Consider the following 16,178-nt stretch of genomic DNA (forward strand, 5'->3'; position numbering starts at 1 on the left):
CAATCCCTGGGCAATAAATCACCCAGGGAATATAAACCTCGATTCGGGGAAGAATTCTTCCCCGAATCGAATGATATTAATGAAAATTTATTGAATTTAGCTGTGTCTTAAATTGGGTAAGGCTACAGGTGCTTTTCACAAATATGAAAGCTTCCTGAAAAACTTAATTCCACTGATGGACGAATTTTTTAAAGAAATTGATTTTAACAATAAATTTTTACCCATTACAGAATATTTAAAAACCGAATTCGAAATTGAACTAAAAAAAACAACTCATAATTTTCCAGTAACTCGAAAAATAAATTGGATTTGTAATTGCGTAAAGCATTATGATGGTTATCCAATTAAAGAACCAATACCAAAAGATCTTGACTATTTTGACAAGAGTAGAAAAATACAAATTGACTCAAAGGAATTCAAAAAAGATATTCAAGAATTGATTAAACATAACCAAAATATGTTGACCTTATTATTTTATGTTGGTTTTTATCAATTTTTCGGTCTTGAATTTTCAACAATAGAAGACCAGTTAAAACCAGAACAACGAGAAAAGGAGAAAGTAGAAAAAATGAGGCAAGTTTTAGGAATGTCAATAAAAGCATTATTTAATATAGAAAAATATGTTGCTCAGCAACGGCTATAGTTCTGTGCTTAGGATTTTCTGTATGAAATCCTAAGCACTTTTCCTATCTTAGGTCTATGGAGGAAAGAGTCCAGTGGATTTTTCCGCAACGAAACCATAGCCCGAGCCGTTCCGCGAGACAAAAAGATTTAACGCTTACTAGCTAAAAACCTCCCGTTTAAACGATAATCTACAACCATTTCAATTTCACCACCAAAACCATTGCCCAAAACGCTTTTAAAGAGTATCTTTGCACTCGCCATTTAAAAGCGGTTAAGAATTTAGGCCATTGAGTAACTCAAAATCTTCATTAGCAAACCCTTCTGTAATTTCAGATTTTAAGGAAATCACCAAAATGCGCTTGGCATTGAGTGTGGTGTTTTCGTCGTTGGCAGGCTATTTGTTGGGTGTGGAAACCGTAGATTTCAAAACCTTGATTTTACTGGCCTTTGGTGGCTATTTTATGGTGGGGGCTTCCAACGCCTTCAACCAAATCATAGAAAAAGATTTGGACGCCTTGATGAGCCGCACCAAAAACCGACCTATCCCCTCAGGGCGCATGTCGGTAACTACGGCATTCATTATTGCCAGTATTTTCACGGTGGCCGGGGTGGTTATTTTGTACACTATCAATAAGCAAACGGCCATGTTTGGGGCTATTTCCATTTTTTTATACACCTGCGTGTACACGCCCTTAAAAACCAAAACGCCATTGGCGGTGTTTGTTGGAGCTATTCCGGGGGCTATTCCGTTCATGTTGGGTTGGGTAGCGGCTACCGACGATTTTGGTATCGAGCCAGGTACATTGTTCGCACTGCAATTCTTTTGGCAATTCCCGCACTTTTGGGCCATTGGTTGGTTTTTGTACGACGATTATAAAAAAGGCGGATTCTACATGCTGCCCACCGGAAAACAGGATAAAGGCACAGCGGTGCAAACCATAATGTATACGGTGTGGACTATTTTGGTGTCGATCATCCCGGTATTTGGGTTTACAGAAAGGTTGGAGCTGTCTATAGTGGCGATGTTGTTGGTGTTGGCAGCAGGTATTTGGATGCTGTATTATGCCATAAGGTTGTTCAGAATCATGACCGAAAAGGCTGCCAAGCAGTTGATGCTGGTAAGTGTGTCGTACATCACTTTGGTTCAGATTATATATGTTATAGATAAATTTATTGGATAAACTATGGATTTAACGCAAGGCACTCAAGAAGAAAAACACGCCAGAGCCAAAAAAATGATGCTTTGGTTTGGTATTATTTCGTTGATTATGTCGTTTATGGGCTGGACCAGTGCTTTTATAGTGAGTAGTTCGCGTCCCGATTGGTTAAAGGATTTTGTGTTGCCCAATGCCTTTTTAATCAGCACGGTGGTTATTATTTTGAGTAGTATAACCTTCCTTCTGGCTAAAAAAGCATTAAAAGCAAACAACCGAACGGCTACAACACTTTGGTTATGGGCTACCTTGGTTTTTGGGGTGGTTTTTATTTTCAATCAGTTTTCAGGTTTTCAGCAAATCATAGATCAGGGTTATAATTTTACGGGGCCAACTAGTAATGTGACCATGTCGTACATTTATTTAATCGCAGTAGTGCACATATTGCACGTTATTGCTGGCATGGTGTGTTTGTTGGTGGTAATTTATAATCATTATAAACAAAAGTATCAGCCAACAAAAATGCTAGGCTTCGAACTGGCTGCCACTTTTTGGCATTTTATTGATATTCTCTGGGTCTATCTCTTTTTGTTTTTATATTTCGTTAGATAAATAAAATGATTATTTTTGTGCAACTTTTAAACAACAACCAATAAATATGAGTACAGCAGTAGCAGAAGGCAAAACTTGGAGTGGTGGTAACGAGCCACTAAAAGCAAGTTACGGTAAAATGATGATGTGGTTTTTCATCGTTTCTGATGCCTTAACCTTTTCTGGCTTTTTAGCGGCCTACGGTTTTTCAAGATTTAAGTTTATAAGCGAGTGGCCTATTGCCGACGAAGTATTTACACACGTACCATTTTTACACGGGCAAGAGTTGCCAATGATTTATGTGGCGTTCATGACGTTCATTTTGATTATGTCGTCTGTAACCATGGTATTGGCTGTTGATGCTGGGCATCATTTAAACAAAGCAAAAGTAACCCTTTACATGTTCTTGACCATTATTGGAGGTTTAATCTTCGTAGGGTCGCAAGCATGGGAATGGGCAACATTTATAAAAGGCGATTATGGTGCCGTGCAAACAAAAGGAGGTAACATCCTTCAATTTGTTGATACCGATGGGCACCGTGTAGCACTAAGGGATTTTGTGGTGGCCGAGCACACCGATAGAGCAGTTCACGAACGTAAAAACGGATTATGGTTTGTAGATGAAGCGCCACTGCCTCCATTTACTGTGGAAGAAGTAGTAAAAGGATTGGAAAGCCACGAGAATGTTTTGGTAAGAACACAGTTGCTTGATGAAAACGGACACAAAACAGTTTTGTCAAGAGAAGAGTCTTTAAAGCAGATCAAAGAAAACGGAAAGTTGGTTGTTGAAGGTGCTAACCTTCACGTAAATGAATACGGTTCGCCGTTGTTTGCCGATTTCTTTTTCTTCATTACAGGATTTCACGGGTTCCACGTACTTTCGGGAGTTATCATTAATATTATTATTTTCTTCAATGTGGTATTGGGTACCTACGAAAGACGCAAGAGTTACGAAATGGTAGAAAAAGTTGGTTTATACTGGCACTTTGTAGATTTAGTTTGGGTATTTGTATTTACATTCTTCTACCTAGTATAATAAAGAAAAACTTAAAAAATGGCACACGAACATAAATTAGAAATATTTAGAGGTTTAGTAAAGTTTAAATCCAATACCCAAAAAATTTGGGGTGTACTTATATTTTTATCTATTGTTACGGCGATAGAGGTTGTATTGGGTATTTACAAACCAGAATGGTCTATGGCCCAAGTTTTGGGGATGAAATTACTGAACTGGATTTTCATTATTTTAACCATAGTTAAGGCGTACTACATTACTTGGGATTTCATGCACATGCGCGATGAAACTAAAGGATTGAGACGCGCGGTAGTTTGGACTACCATTTTCTTGATACTTTACTTAATATTCATCTTATTGCAAGAAGGTGGATACGTATTTAAAGTATATGACGAAGGCTTTATAAAAAGAGATTTTTAAGCAGGTTTCGGCTTAAGAGTTTACTGGAATTTAAGTGTTAAATAAAGTAATAAAGGCGGTTTTTCAACCGCCTTTTTCTATTTTTGCAGCGCATTTTTATGCACGAAAATCTCAGTGTTTTATGGATTACAAAAAAGTGAGTCGGTACGTTGTTTTAGGGATTTTGTTTTTTCTTCCCGTAACGTTTTTATTGATGCTTTATCCGGCAACACATAACTACACGCCACTCGATATTGTTAATGATTCCTTAGCCGATTTAGAGGGGTTTACTTCAACTTCCGAAGAAGATATTGTTTTAAAAGACCATATTACCGTTTTGGGATTTGTTGGTACAAACCCGATGGATAACGCTACCAGTGCATCAAACCTCAAAGAATTGGTGTACGATAAGTTTAAAGGCTTTAAACGCTTTCAAATAGTGCTTGTGGCACCAGTTGGGACTGAAGATGCCGTAAACCAGCTAAAAACGGAAATAAGCTCTTACGAAGATTTAAGGTTTTGGCATTTTGTTTTCGGCGAACCTTCTGAAATAAAACAGTTGTTCGCCAGTTTAAAAAGTGAAGAACCGCTTGAAGAAGATTTTTCGACAAACCATGTGTTCATCATTGATAAAGATTTGAACCAACGTGGTAGAATTGACGACCGTGCCGATAACGAATTGAAAAAGAATAAACCCATTTACGGGTTAAATAGTTACGATTGTATTGAAGTGGCCGAAATAAAGAACAAAATGAGCGAAGACATGCGTATTTTGTTTACCGAGTACAGACAAAAACGAAAAGGAGAATTCAACTCCGATACGCGCCGCGCTAACGATTTAAACAGCAACGATGAAAAAGAATAATTATTCGTACATAGGCATCGCTTTTATTATTTTGGTTTTTGGGATTATTTTTGTTCCGAAGATTGTTGATAGAATTTCAGAGGGCGATATCAACCGAAAGGAGAGCCGGACCGATTATGCCGATGAAAACAAATCGATTGATTCTGGTTTGGCCTTTATCGAAATTAACGGCGAGCCCAAAAAAGTACCACCGTTTTCGTTTACCGACCAAAATGGAAAGACCATTACGAATAAAGATTACGAAGGCAAGGTATATGTCATTGAATTTTTCTTTACTACATGTCCAACCATCTGCCCAAGAATGAATCGTAACTTGGTTCAAATTCAAAATGCATTCAGTGAGTTTGATAATTTTGGAGTGGCTTCGTTTACCATTAATCCTCAATTTGATACCCCCGAAGTTTTGAAAAATTACGCCGAACAATACGGCATTTCCAATCCTAATTGGCATTTAATGACAGGTGATAAAGATGCGATTTATAAATTGGCTAACGAAGGTTTTAATCTTTACACAGCCGAAGAAGAAAGTGCGGCGGGCGGATTTGAGCATTCGGGTAATTTCGCCTTGATTGATAAAAACGGTTTTATCCGTTCGAGAAAAGATGATTTTGGAAACCCTATAATTTATTACAGAGGGATTGTTTCCGAAGATGAAAAAGTAGATGACGATGGAACGTCTGAAGAAATAAGTGCCCTCAAAGAAGATATAAAAAAGTTGCTTAATGAATAATTCACAAGAAATTTTAGACGAAAAAAAATACAACAAATTAATTGTAGTATTATCGGTTTTAATTCCCGTTGCGGTAGCGGTACTGTTTGGGGTTAAAATTCCCAATGTAGAGCCTTTAAGTTTTTTGCCGCCTATTTATGCCACTATTAATGGTTTTACGGCCGTTTTGTTGGTTGTTGCTTTCGTGGCAATTAAAAACAAAAAAGTAAAATTGCACGAAAATGTAATGAAAACGGCCATTGGTTGTTCCGTAGCGTTTTTGGTGATGTACGTAGCCTACCACATGACCAGCGATTCCACCAAGTTTGGAGGCGAAGGTGCCATAAAATACATTTATTATTTTGTGCTGATTACGCATATTTTGCTGTCGATCATCATTATCCCGTTTGTGTTGATTACTTACGTACGCGCCATTACCAATAATATTGAAAAGCATAAAAAAATAGCCAAGATAACCTTTCCATTATGGTTGTATGTGGCTATTTCGGGGGTAATTGTTTATATTATGATTTCACCGTATTATTAATGAAACTCTAATTTGTGAAGTTTGTAAAAACGAGCACAAATTAGTAAGTTGAATTAACCCCGATGAATATCGGGGTCTCATTATACTCAAAATGAAAAACAAACTAGTTTTTTTTCTCTTTTCTATTCTCTTATTTTTAGAGACAAACGCCCAATGCGCCATGTGTCGCGCCGTTTTGGAAAGTGAAGAAAGCCAAACCGCCGCCGAGGGCATTAACGATGGTATTATTTACCTCATGGCCATTCCATACATTTTGGTGGCCGGTATAGCTTATGCTATTTATCGTAAATTCAATACGTTAAAAAAGTAATAAAAAGTTTTATTTGCTTAATTTGTAACATTTCTTTGTGAGGGTAGTCTAACTTTTTAGGCTATCAAAATCCTAAAATCCATCAAAGTTATGTTGAAAATTCACCAGCTTCACAAGTCCTATCCCATAGGAGATTCCAGTTTACATGTTTTAAAGGGTATAGACCTCAATATAGAAGAGGGCGAAATGGTAGCCATTATGGGCTCATCAGGTTCAGGGAAATCTACGTTGCTGAATATTATTGGGATGTTGGATGAGGCCGATTCAGGTGAATATATTTTAGATGGACTCCCCATTAAAGACCTAACAGAAAAAAAAGCGGCCGTTTACCGAAATAAATTTTTAGGCTTCATTTTTCAGTCTTTCAATTTGATAAATTATAAAAACGCCTTGGAAAATGTGGCATTGCCACTGTATTACCAAGGCATGAACCGAAAGGAGCGCCAAGAAAAGGCATTGTTCCATTTAGAAAAAGTAGGATTGGCCAACTGGGCCGAACATCTGCCAAAAGAACTTTCTGGAGGGCAAAAGCAACGTGTGGCCATCGCGCGTGCTTTGGCGGCGAACCCCAAATTGTTGCTTGCCGACGAGCCTACTGGAGCACTAGATACCAAAACCTCGCACGAAATTATGGAGTTTATTCAGCAATTGAATGACGAAGGTAAAACCATCTTGATGGTTACCCACGAAGAGGATATTGCCAATATGTGCAAACGCATTGTAAGGCTTCGCGACGGGGTAATTATGGAAGACAAAAAAATAAATCAGGTAAGAGCCGGTCAATATGTTTGATCTAGACCTTTGGAGAGAAATATTTCAAAGTATCAATAAAAACCGGACTCGAAGTTTGCTTTCGGGGTTTACGGTGGCCTTCGCCATTTTGCTTTTTGCCATTCTTTTTGGTATAGCCAACGGTTTGCAAAACACTTTTGCTGAAGCCTTTGGTACCGATGCCAATAATTCCATAGTTATTTTTCCGGGACGAACTACCAAAGCGCACAATGGCCTTCAGGCGGGACGGCAAATCCAATTTAAAAACGAAGACCACGATTTTGTATTGGATGAGTTTGGTGAAAAAGTACAGTACATAACCAGTAAAGTCAACAGAAACGTAACTGCCACTTTTAAAGGCGAGAAGAACACTTACCAAATGCGGGCCGTGCACCCTGAATACATGTTTATTGAAAACAATGTAGTGACCGATGGCCGTTACATCAACCAAAACGATTTAAAGAACAAAACCAAAGTAGCCGTAATTGGCAATGTGGTTAATAACGAACTGTTTTTAAAGGAAACCGCCATTGGAAAGTACATCAGCTTAAACGGCATTTCTTTTAAAATAGTGGGCGTTTTTACTGATGATGAAGGCGATAACGAAGAGCGGGTTATTTATGTGCCCCTGACTACCGCCCAGTTTTTGTACGGCAATAACGATTTTATCGATTTTATGCACTTAACGTACAATCCAAAAATGAACAGCGATCAAGCGTTGGCTTTTGGAAACGATATCACCAGAAAATTAAAAGAGCGTTTTTCGGTGGCGAGAAGTGATCAAAGGGCCATCAGGGTTCAAAATATGGCACAGGGCACCAAGCAAGTAGATATGATGACCTTTGGACTCACAGTTATCATTTTGGTTATTGGCTTCGGCACTTTAATCGCTGGAGTGGTTGGTATTAGTAACATCATGATTTTTATTGTAAAGGAACGCACCAAAGAAATTGGTATCCGTAAAGCTTTGGGGGCTTCGCCGCGATCTATTGTATCCATTATTTTATTGGAATCCATTATCATTACAGCGATAGCAGGCTATGTCGGTTTGTTAATTGGTGTTGGTGTTTTGGAGTGGGTAGCCCCGTATCTGGAACAATATTTTATAAAAGACCCCAGTGTGAGCAACAGGTTGGTAGTGGGAGCCACCATTGTGCTCATTATAGCGGGTGCCATTGCGGGTTACATACCTGCTAAACATGCTTCAAAAATTAAACCCATTGTGGCCTTAAGAAACGATTAGCGATGTTCAGATTTTTATTCGATAGAGATACATGGCAGGAAGTTTTCGATAGCTTCAACAAAAACAAACTGCGGTCGGTTTTGACCATGGTTGGTGTTTGGTGGGGTATATTATTACTCATCGGATTATTGGGCTCGGCACGGGGCTTGGAAAACGCATTCAACCGTTTGTTTGGTGATTTTGCCACCAACAGCGTATTTGTTATGGGCAGCTCAACCGGGAGGCCATTTAAGGGTTTTCAGGAGGGTAGACGGGTGCAATTAACACTAACCGATATTGAAAAAGTAGAGGCCAATGTTGAAGGCATAGAATTTGTCGTTCCGAGAAATATGAACCAAGGTTTGGTAGTGCGGAATTTCCTCTCGGGAACTTTCAACGTAATGGGCGATTATCCGGTGCTCGATAAGGTTCAAAAGAAGAAATTGGTGCATGGACGGTTTATCAACCAAAGTGATATCGACGACCATAAAAAGGTAGCGGTCATTTCCGAAAGTATTTACAAACAACTTTTTGAAAAGGACGAAGACCCTATTGGGGAGTATATTCAAATTAATAACATCAATTACATGGTGGTGGGCATGTACGATCAAGGCAATGTTAATTTTGGCCCGAGTGAAGACATCCACATTCCGTTTACCACCTTTCAACAGGTGTATAATCAGGGTGAAAAAATTGGTTTTTTAATGATAACGGGTAAGCCCGAGTTTGATATTCAACAAATAGAAAACGATGCTATTCTACTTTTAAAAACCTTAAACCACGTGCATCCTGAAGATAAGCGGGGCTTCAGGAGTTTTAATTTAGGAAAGGAATTTGCTAAAGTAACGGGCTTTTTAACGGGTATGCAGTTTTTAACCTGGTTTGTGGGGTTAGCTACTTTGGTGGCGGGTGTTTTTGCCATCGGAAATATATTATTGATTACGGTAAAGGAGCGAACCAAAGAAATAGGTGTTCGCCGCGCGTTGGGCGCCACACCGTTCGAGATAAAACGGCAAATAGTGGTCGAAGCTGTATTTTTAACCTTGGTGGCTGGGGTGATTGGAATTATTACCGGAGGCTGGATACTCATTGCATTAGATCACTTTTTCGGTCAAGGAGAAGAAGCCGCCATCGTTAACGCATCCGTGTCGATTTCGGTAGTTTTTGTGGCCTTGGTCATATTAGTCATATTAGGAACATTAATCGGACTCATTCCGGCATTTAAGGCCACCAGTGTAAAACCTATTGAAGCATTAAGAGAAGAATAAACAATCAAAAAAATGAACAAAACAGTAAGAATCATTTTAGTTTTAGTGGGCATTATAGCCTTGGCATTTGTGCTAAAATATTTTAAGGATGCTAATTCTAAAGACATCGTCGATTATAAGGTTGAAGAACCCTTTTACACGTCGATAAACACTAAAGCTGTGGCCACGGGCAAATTAAATCCCGAGGAAGAAGTAGAGCTGAAACCCCAAATATCGGGTATTGTCGATAAAATTGTGGTCGAGGAAGGCGATGTGGTTAAAAAAGGCGATTTAATTGCCACGATTAGGGTGGTGCCGAACGAGCAAAGTTTGGTGAGTGCCAAAAGCCGGATTGCATCTTCAAAATTATCGTTCGATAATGCCAAAACCTTATACAATAGGAATAAAGCCCTTTTCGAAAAAGGCGTGATTTCACAACAGGATTTTGAAAACAGCGAGCTGTCTTACAACCAAGCCATGGAAACATTGGCCCAAGCGCAGAACGATTATCAAATTATAAAACAGGGGTCTGTTTCTGGAGGCAGTTCGGCCAACACCAATATTGTAGCCCAAATTCAAGGTACTATTCTGGAAATTCCGGTTCGGGAGGGCGATCAGGTGATTCAAAGTAACAATTTCAATGCCGGTACCACTATTGCTACTATTGCCGATATGAGCAAAATGATATTTGAAGGTAAGGTAGATGAAGCAGAAGTCGGTAAACTAAAAGAAGGAAAGGAAATTAAAGTAGTTTTGGGCGCGATAAAAGACAAAGAATTTCCTGCCACGTTAACCTTTGTCGCCCCAAAAGGGATAGAAGAAAATGGTGCCGTGCAGTTTACCATAAAAGCCGATGTAAAAATCGATACCACGACAAATATTAGAGCGGGCTACAGTGCCAATGCCGAAATCGACCTTGAGGCCAAAGATAGCGTACTGGCTATTCGCGAAGCCTTACTTCAGTATAACCGCATTACCGAAAAACCCTTTGTGGAAGTGCTCGATGGCGACAATAAATTTAAAAAGCAAAATGTGGAATTGGGTATTTCTGACGGCATAAATGTTGAAATTAAAGAAGGTGTAAAGGAAGACGATAAAATTAAAGTTTGGAACAAGGCATCAAACGATAATAATGATGAGGAGGACAAAAAAGAGCGGAGACATGATTAGATATAAATACCAAAAAATAGGCCTGTGCTTGGCGTTGCTTTTTGTGTCGTTATTTTCATTTTCGCAGCAAAAAAAGTGGACGCTTCAAGAGTGCGTTAACCATGCTTTGGAACATAATATTACCATTCAGCAAAGTGAAAATACTTTATTGAGTAACGAGCAGGATATTTTAGCAGCAAAAGGGCAGTTTTTGCCTTCGGTAAGTGGTAACATGGGCCAGCGTATGAGTATTGGTTCGGGTTTCGATCCTGTTACCAATCAGCGAATCAACAACCAAACCACGCATTCGTTCAATTACAATTTAAGCGTTAGCCAGAATATATTCAATGGTTTCCGTACGTTGAATCAGTACAAACAGTCGCAACTAACCAAAGAGACCAATGCTTTGGAACTTAGCCGAATAAAGGACGATGTGTCGCTCAATGTGGTTAATGCTTATTTGAATGTAGCCTTCAATAAAGAGAGTTTACAGACCGCCAAGGCGCAGTACGAATTCAGTAGCAAACAGTTTCAACAAGTAAAAGACTTGGTTGATGCCGGAGTGCAGCCTCAAGCCAATATTTACGATGCCGAAGCCACTTTAAGTCGCGATGCCCAGCAAGTGACGCTGGCCGAAAACAGTTATACACTGGCGTTGTTAACATTATCTCAATTATTGCAAGTACCGTTTGAAGGGTTTGATGTTGAAATTATTGCCGTTGAGAGCCCTTCGGAAAACGTATTATATAAAGAAGTAACTCCAGTTTTAAATCATGCTTTTCAAAACAGAAGTGAAATAAAAGTAGCTGAAAAAGGGGTTGAAAGTGCTGAGTTGAATACTGAAATTTCAAAATCGGGGTATTATCCATCGGTGAGTTTTGGTTATGGTTTTGGGTCGGTTTGGAGTGAATCTAAAAACGACCTGATAAAACAAGCGTTTTTTAGGGAGCTCGATTTACTTAAAGGGCATAATTTCAATTTGAATGTAAGTATCCCTATTTTTTCGAGGTTTCAAAACAAAACCGCAGTGGCCAAATCGAAAATACAAGAAGAAAACAGTAAACTGAATTTACAGCGTGCTAAGTTAGACTTAGAGGCTAATATCCAGCAGGCCTTTACCGATGCCCAAGCTGCATTTAAGGCTTACGAAGCTGCTAAAAAATCGTTGGAAGCTCAAAAACTGGCCTTCAATAATTCCAAGGAACGTTACGATATTGGGGTAATGACGGCTTACGAACTAGAGCAAGCTAGAGTTCAATTGATAAATGCCGAATCGTCTTTAATAAATGCCAAGTACGATTTTGTTTTTAAGACAAAAGTTTTAGACTTTTACGCCGGAAAATCTTTATTCGATTAATAGTGAGCACGTATATACTTAATATTGAAACGGCGACAACCAATTGTTCGGTGTCACTTTCAAAAAATGGTGAAACCATAGTTTTAAAGGAAGATAACGATAAAGGCTATTCGCATGCCGAGCGGTTGCATGTTTACATCGACCAAGTTTTAAACGAAGCTAAAATTGCGGCAAAAGATTTGTCGGCCATCGCCATCAGCAAAGGCCCAGGTTCTTACACGGGGTTGCGTATAGGGGTGTCGGCCGCCAAAGGCCTGTGTTTTGCTTTGAACAAACCGCTTATTTCGGTGCCCACTTTAGAAGCTTTGGCCCATAAGATAAAAGCTGAAAACGGCGTTATTGTACCTATGCTGGATGCGCGCCGTTTAGAAGTGTATTCGGCAATATTTAATCATGAGCACGAAAGCATTCGGGAGACGCAAGCCCAAATTTTAGATGAACATGCTTTCGCGGAAGAACTAAACAACGGAAAAGTGTGTTTTGTAGGCAATGGTGTTGAAAAGACCAAAAACCTAATAACACACGAGAATGCTATTTTTGTTGAGGGCGAATTGCCATCTGCTAATGAAATGAGCCTCTTAGCTTATGAAAAATTCAAGCAAAACGATACTGAAGATGTGGCCTACTTCGAACCTTTTTATTTAAAGGATTTTGTAGCGTTAAAGTCAAAAAAATAAGCCCCGTTACAAATCTGTAACAGGGCGTTATATTTAAATATTACAAAAAGGTTTTAGCCTTGCTTTTGAATTTCTACTTGATGTGGGTATGGAATTTCGATTCCGGCAGCATCAAGGGCTTCCTTAACATTTTCGGTCACATCAAAATATACGTCCCAATAATCCTCAGATTTGCACCATGGCCTGGTGGCAAAGTTTACAGAACTGTCGGCAAGTTCCAATACGGTAACTGCTGGGGCAGGATCTTTCAGTACTTTTGGATGTGAAGTGAGCACATTCATAATCACCTCTTTCGTCTTTTTAATGTCGGCATCATAACTTACACCAAAAACCAAATCGACACGACGCGTACCTTCAGTAGTGTAATTGATAATATTTCCATTGGAAAGCGACCCATTAGGAATAATAATCTCACGGTTTGATAAGCCGGTCAATTTGGTGGTAAAAATTTCAATTTCCTTAACCACGCCAATTTCACCTTGAGCCTCAATCAAATCACCTATTTTAAAAGGTTTGAAAATCATGATTAACACACCGCCGGCAAAGTTGCCTAACGAACCTTGCAGGGCCATACCAATGGCTAAACCTGCGGCAGCTAAAATAGCAGCGAACGATGTGGTTTCAACACCTACGGTGCCCAATACAACAATAATTAAAATAATCTTTAATATCCAACCTAAAAGATTCATTAAAAACTTTTGAAGGCTCTCGTCGTAGTTTTGTTTGGACATAATGCTTTTTGTGGCCTTAAGTATCTTTTTTATTACCCAAGCACCAACTATCCAAATAACAATAGCGCCGAGTACCTTTAAGCCGTACTCAACTATTAAATCAATCCATTTCTCTGTGTCTACGTTTTCTAAATCCATAAAATTTTAAGTTAATTAGTGATACAAAATTATATCTATAAAAAAAGGTTTTTGTGTTTAGTATGTGAAAATATAGTTAAATTTCTACAAATAGAGACTAGCTAAAGCCACAATGGCGGGAATGGCCTGAAAATAAAATATCCTTATTTGTTTGGAATAAGACCCGTAAGTGCTTGTAATAGTCACACAAACCAAGAAAAAAATAAGCCCGCTGCTAAAAACCCGTTGTAAAGACCTTGGTTGGTAGCGAGTACTTTGGTGTCTTCTGCAAATTCCTTTGATTTTATTCCGAAGGTTTTTATGCCAGTAGGTTTGGTTCAGAGAAACATTTCTAAAACCAGAAAAATAAATATGTTCTAAAGCTACAAAAGCAATTAAGAGGGTAGTCGAAATGGCCATACTAACGTTGTTGTTTTTTTCAAAGTAAGTTAAAATAGGGCGTAAAAAAGGCGTTCATAATATGAACGCTCTCCTTTTTGATGTTTTTAAAAACTTATCCATTAATGGCTTCAACCATTTCAACCTTTCCGGGTAGCATTTGCTTTAGCATGTTCTCGATACCGCTTTTAAGGGTAAGGGTTGACGATGGGCAACCGCTACAGGCCCCTTGAAGCAAAACGCTAACGTTTTTGGTGTCCTCGTCATACGAAATAAACTGGATGTTCCCCCCATCGCTGGCTACGGCCGGTTTTACATATTCTTCCAGAATGTTGACGATTTCTTTTGAGGTGTCATCCAAATTATCGAAACGGTGGTCGAGTTGCTCGGTCGATTTTTCTAATTTTTGAGCTGCATCAGGAGCCACTATTTCTTGGCCTTTTTCAATATAATCTTTGATGAATTCACGTAATTGAATGGTGATTTCCTGCCATTCGGTGATGTCGTATTTGGTTATCGACACGTAGTTTTCGTCAAAAAATACGCTTTTCACAAATGGAAAATGGAATAATTGTGTGGCCAATGGCGAGAGCTTGGCCTCTTCTATAGAGGTGAACTCAAACATAGTATTCACAATTTTTTTGTTGGCCACAAATTTCATTACCGCTGGATTTGGAGTGCTTTCGGCATAAACGGTAACCGGTATTTTTTTAGGAGCCGCTTGCTCTTCAACCACAACTCCGCCATTGTTTAGGTAAGCTTCAATTTGTTCAGCCACTTCATCCTGAACGTCGCTCCATTCCACAATATTGTAACGTTCAACAGCTATAAAATTACTACTTATGTACACCTTTTTTACAAAGGGTAAATGGAATAATTGTTGCGCCAAAGGCGAATGCTTCGCCTCGTCAATGTTATTGAACTCAAAGCTTTGGTGTTTGGTGACAAACTGATTTATTTCGAATTTTACAATAGCATCATTTGATGTTTTTTGTACGGAAATCTGATAATCTTTCATTTTAGCTAATTTTTTACAAAAATACTAAAAGAAAACGTTAGATATCATATATTTGAGTTTTGTTGTATGTTGAAATAACACAAACAATTATAACAAGAGCGCAGTTTGTAAATGTAATTTTTAAGCAAGTAAATGCGTTTTGTAAACCCAAGCCTACTTGGTTATTGATTATGAAACTGATAACTTTTATTTTGGCGGTAACGCTTGTGCTAAGCTCCAAATTGGCCACATCACAAGAAGCTTTGCCTATTTACACGGATTATTTAACGGATAATTACTATTTAATCCATCCGTCTATGGCCGGTATCGCCAATTGCTCTAAAGTGCGTTTAACGGGGCGGCAGCAGTGGTTTGGCCAAGAGGATGCGCCAAAACTTTTAACCTTGAGCATGAACGGTAGGTTGGGCGAGTCGCAGTCTGGTATTGGCGGTATTGTGTTTGCCGACGAAAACGGTTATCACTCACAAAAAGGCGCTTATGCTACCTACGCACATCATTTATTGTTTTCTAGAACAGAGGCCGATTTGAACATGTTATCGTTTGGGTTAAGTGCCGGTTTTATTCAATACCAATTGGACGAAACGTCTTTTTTAAATGACGCGCCCATTCCCGATCCAGCTATTGATGGCATTATACAGAATGAAACCAATTTTAATGTAGATTTAGGGTTTTCTTACCACTATCTCGATTTTTATGCACATGCCACGGTAAAAAATCTTTTGAATAATTCTGGAGTTAATAAAGATGTTGAAATTACCAGTAACTTAAGGCGTTATTTGTTATCTGCGGGTTATGTTTTTAATCGATATGGCAGCACGTGGAGCTTCGAACCTTCATTAATGTTTCAATATAGAGATGCTACAGAAGAAGCTGCTATAGATGTTAATTTAAAAGCCTATAAAGAAATGGAATTTGGCAAACTTTGGGGCGGCCTGTCTTACAGGAACAGTTTTGATGGTGCCGAATTTTCTACCGGAAATGGTACTGACAGCCAACGCTTACAGCAGATAACCCCCATATTAGGCATTGACTATAACAACTTTATGTTTGCTTACACCTATACTTACCAAACCAATTCGGTGGTGTTCACTAACGGGGGCTTTCACCAGTTAACCTTAGGTTATAATTTTAATTGTAGAAGTAAAGCCTACGATTGTCTTTGTCCGGCGGTTAATTAAAACGGGTTGCAGCATTTAATCATTTCTTTAAACTTCAGTTTAAAAATCCAACTTCAGGTTTGTAACAAATTTGCCGTTAGCTAGTCTAGTTTGTAACG

Annotated in this window: 18 protein-coding genes and 1 pseudogene; 16 read left to right on the plus strand and 3 right to left on the minus strand. The window is 38.8% G+C overall.

All coding sequences use genetic code 11. The features are described 5' to 3' along the window. Window positions 1-112: 112 nt before the first annotated feature. From HC176_RS06985 to tsaB, 15 genes are all read left to right on the plus strand, one after another. Window positions 113-643, plus strand: a complete 531-nt coding sequence (locus HC176_RS06985) for a hypothetical protein (RefSeq protein ID WP_167917479.1) — start codon at window positions 113-115, stop codon at window positions 641-643. A 268-nt stretch (window positions 644-911) separates the two neighbouring features. Beyond that, window positions 912-1,805 (plus strand): heme o synthase, encoded by an 894-nt coding sequence (cyoE, locus tag HC176_RS06990; protein ID WP_167917480.1) that lies wholly within the window; start codon window positions 912-914, stop codon window positions 1,803-1,805. 3 nt (window positions 1,806-1,808) lie between these two features. After that, entirely contained in the window at window positions 1,809-2,390 is a 582-nt protein-coding gene (locus HC176_RS06995; RefSeq protein ID WP_167917481.1) for a cytochrome c oxidase subunit 3, read from the plus strand. 46 nt (window positions 2,391-2,436) lie between these two features. Beyond that, the gene (locus tag HC176_RS07000) at window positions 2,437-3,405 is read left to right on the plus strand and encodes a cytochrome c oxidase subunit 3 (RefSeq protein ID WP_167917482.1); all 969 of its coding nucleotides are present in this window, start codon (window positions 2,437-2,439) and stop codon (window positions 3,403-3,405) included. A gap of 18 nt (window positions 3,406-3,423) precedes the next feature. After that, window positions 3,424-3,804: a cytochrome C oxidase subunit IV family protein gene (locus tag HC176_RS07005; protein ID WP_167917483.1), complete on the plus strand. Its 381-nt coding sequence runs from the start codon at window positions 3,424-3,426 to the stop codon at window positions 3,802-3,804. Window positions 3,805-3,925: 121 nt separating this feature from the next. Then, window positions 3,926-4,648: a hypothetical protein gene (locus tag HC176_RS07010; RefSeq protein WP_167917484.1), complete on the plus strand. Its 723-nt coding sequence runs from the start codon at window positions 3,926-3,928 to the stop codon at window positions 4,646-4,648. Further along, the gene (locus HC176_RS07015; RefSeq protein WP_167917485.1) at window positions 4,635-5,378 is read left to right on the plus strand and encodes an SCO family protein; all 744 of its coding nucleotides are present in this window, start codon (window positions 4,635-4,637) and stop codon (window positions 5,376-5,378) included. The genes HC176_RS07010 and HC176_RS07015 overlap by 14 nt, the downstream gene beginning before the upstream one ends. Further along, window positions 5,371-5,904, plus strand: coding sequence for a DUF420 domain-containing protein (locus tag HC176_RS07020; protein WP_167917486.1), 534 nt, complete (start codon window positions 5,371-5,373; stop codon window positions 5,902-5,904). The genes HC176_RS07015 and HC176_RS07020 overlap by 8 nt, the downstream gene beginning before the upstream one ends. Window positions 5,905-5,995: 91 nt before the next feature. Beyond that, the gene (locus HC176_RS07025; protein ID WP_167917487.1) at window positions 5,996-6,214 is read left to right on the plus strand and encodes a hypothetical protein; all 219 of its coding nucleotides are present in this window, start codon (window positions 5,996-5,998) and stop codon (window positions 6,212-6,214) included. A gap of 90 nt (window positions 6,215-6,304) precedes the next feature. Further along, the gene (locus tag HC176_RS07030) at window positions 6,305-7,006 is read left to right on the plus strand and encodes an ABC transporter ATP-binding protein (protein ID WP_167917488.1); all 702 of its coding nucleotides are present in this window, start codon (window positions 6,305-6,307) and stop codon (window positions 7,004-7,006) included. Next, a complete protein-coding gene (locus tag HC176_RS07035) occupies window positions 6,999-8,228 on the plus strand; it encodes an ABC transporter permease (RefSeq protein WP_167917489.1) in 1,230 nt (409 codons plus the stop codon). The genes HC176_RS07030 and HC176_RS07035 overlap by 8 nt, the downstream gene beginning before the upstream one ends. A gap of 2 nt (window positions 8,229-8,230) precedes the next feature. Beyond that, window positions 8,231-9,475, plus strand: a complete 1,245-nt coding sequence (locus HC176_RS07040; RefSeq protein ID WP_167917490.1) for an ABC transporter permease — start codon at window positions 8,231-8,233, stop codon at window positions 9,473-9,475. Window positions 9,476-9,487: 12 nt separating this feature from the next. Beyond that, window positions 9,488-10,624 carry an efflux RND transporter periplasmic adaptor subunit gene (locus tag HC176_RS07045; protein WP_167917491.1) on the plus strand — a complete coding sequence of 379 codons (1,137 nt, stop codon included), beginning with the start codon at window positions 9,488-9,490 and terminating at the stop codon, window positions 10,622-10,624. Beyond that, a complete protein-coding gene (locus tag HC176_RS07050) occupies window positions 10,617-11,960 on the plus strand; it encodes a TolC family protein (RefSeq protein ID WP_167917492.1) in 1,344 nt (447 codons plus the stop codon). The genes HC176_RS07045 and HC176_RS07050 overlap by 8 nt, the downstream gene beginning before the upstream one ends. 2 nt (window positions 11,961-11,962) lie before the next feature. Beyond that, a complete protein-coding gene (gene tsaB / locus HC176_RS07055; protein ID WP_342448672.1) occupies window positions 11,963-12,637 on the plus strand; it encodes a tRNA (adenosine(37)-N6)-threonylcarbamoyltransferase complex dimerization subunit type 1 TsaB in 675 nt (224 codons plus the stop codon). Window positions 12,638-12,690: 53 nt separating this feature from the next. Here tsaB and HC176_RS07060 read toward each other — a convergent pair whose 3' ends face one another. The 3 genes and pseudogenes from HC176_RS07060 to HC176_RS07070 form a co-directional block, all read right to left on the minus strand. Beyond that, window positions 12,691-13,506: a mechanosensitive ion channel family protein gene (locus tag HC176_RS07060; RefSeq protein ID WP_167917493.1), complete on the minus strand. Its 816-nt coding sequence runs from the start codon at window positions 13,504-13,506 to the stop codon at window positions 12,691-12,693. 84 nt (window positions 13,507-13,590) lie between these two features. Continuing rightward, a pseudogene (locus HC176_RS07065) lies at window positions 13,591-13,808 on the minus strand (DUF1304 domain-containing protein). 191 nt (window positions 13,809-13,999) lie between these two features. Then, window positions 14,000-14,902 (minus strand): NifU family protein, encoded by a 903-nt coding sequence (locus tag HC176_RS07070; protein WP_167917494.1) that lies wholly within the window; start codon window positions 14,900-14,902, stop codon window positions 14,000-14,002. 170 nt (window positions 14,903-15,072) lie between these two features. Here HC176_RS07070 and HC176_RS07075 point away from each other — a divergent pair, with 170 nt between their 5' ends. After that, entirely contained in the window at window positions 15,073-16,080 is a 1,008-nt protein-coding gene (locus tag HC176_RS07075) for a PorP/SprF family type IX secretion system membrane protein (RefSeq protein ID WP_167917495.1), read from the plus strand. Window positions 16,081-16,178: the final 98 nt, after the last annotated feature.

The organism is Tamlana crocina, from assembly GCF_012037625.1.

Coding starts and splice junctions, on each gene's coding strand:
- HC176_RS07060 (WP_167917493.1), bottom strand. CDS start 13,506: ATGGATTTAGAAAACGTAGACACAGAGAAATGGATTGATTTAATAGTT.
- HC176_RS06995 (WP_167917481.1), top strand. CDS start 1,809: ATGGATTTAACGCAAGGCACTCAAGAAGAAAAACACGCCAGAGCCAAA.
- HC176_RS07035 (WP_167917489.1), top strand. CDS start 6,999: ATGTTTGATCTAGACCTTTGGAGAGAAATATTTCAAAGTATCAATAAA.
- HC176_RS07005 (WP_167917483.1), top strand. CDS start 3,424: ATGGCACACGAACATAAATTAGAAATATTTAGAGGTTTAGTAAAGTTT.
- HC176_RS07030 (WP_167917488.1), top strand. CDS start 6,305: ATGTTGAAAATTCACCAGCTTCACAAGTCCTATCCCATAGGAGATTCC.
- HC176_RS07075 (WP_167917495.1), top strand. CDS start 15,073: ATGAAACTGATAACTTTTATTTTGGCGGTAACGCTTGTGCTAAGCTCC.
- HC176_RS07010 (WP_167917484.1), top strand. CDS start 3,926: ATGGATTACAAAAAAGTGAGTCGGTACGTTGTTTTAGGGATTTTGTTT.
- HC176_RS07020 (WP_167917486.1), top strand. CDS start 5,371: ATGAATAATTCACAAGAAATTTTAGACGAAAAAAAATACAACAAATTA.
- HC176_RS07070 (WP_167917494.1), bottom strand. CDS start 14,902: ATGAAAGATTATCAGATTTCCGTACAAAAAACATCAAATGATGCTATT.
- HC176_RS07045 (WP_167917491.1), top strand. CDS start 9,488: ATGAACAAAACAGTAAGAATCATTTTAGTTTTAGTGGGCATTATAGCC.
- HC176_RS07000 (WP_167917482.1), top strand. CDS start 2,437: ATGAGTACAGCAGTAGCAGAAGGCAAAACTTGGAGTGGTGGTAACGAG.
- HC176_RS07050 (WP_167917492.1), top strand. CDS start 10,617: ATGATTAGATATAAATACCAAAAAATAGGCCTGTGCTTGGCGTTGCTT.
- HC176_RS07040 (WP_167917490.1), top strand. CDS start 8,231: ATGTTCAGATTTTTATTCGATAGAGATACATGGCAGGAAGTTTTCGAT.
- HC176_RS07015 (WP_167917485.1), top strand. CDS start 4,635: ATGAAAAAGAATAATTATTCGTACATAGGCATCGCTTTTATTATTTTG.
- HC176_RS07025 (WP_167917487.1), top strand. CDS start 5,996: ATGAAAAACAAACTAGTTTTTTTTCTCTTTTCTATTCTCTTATTTTTA.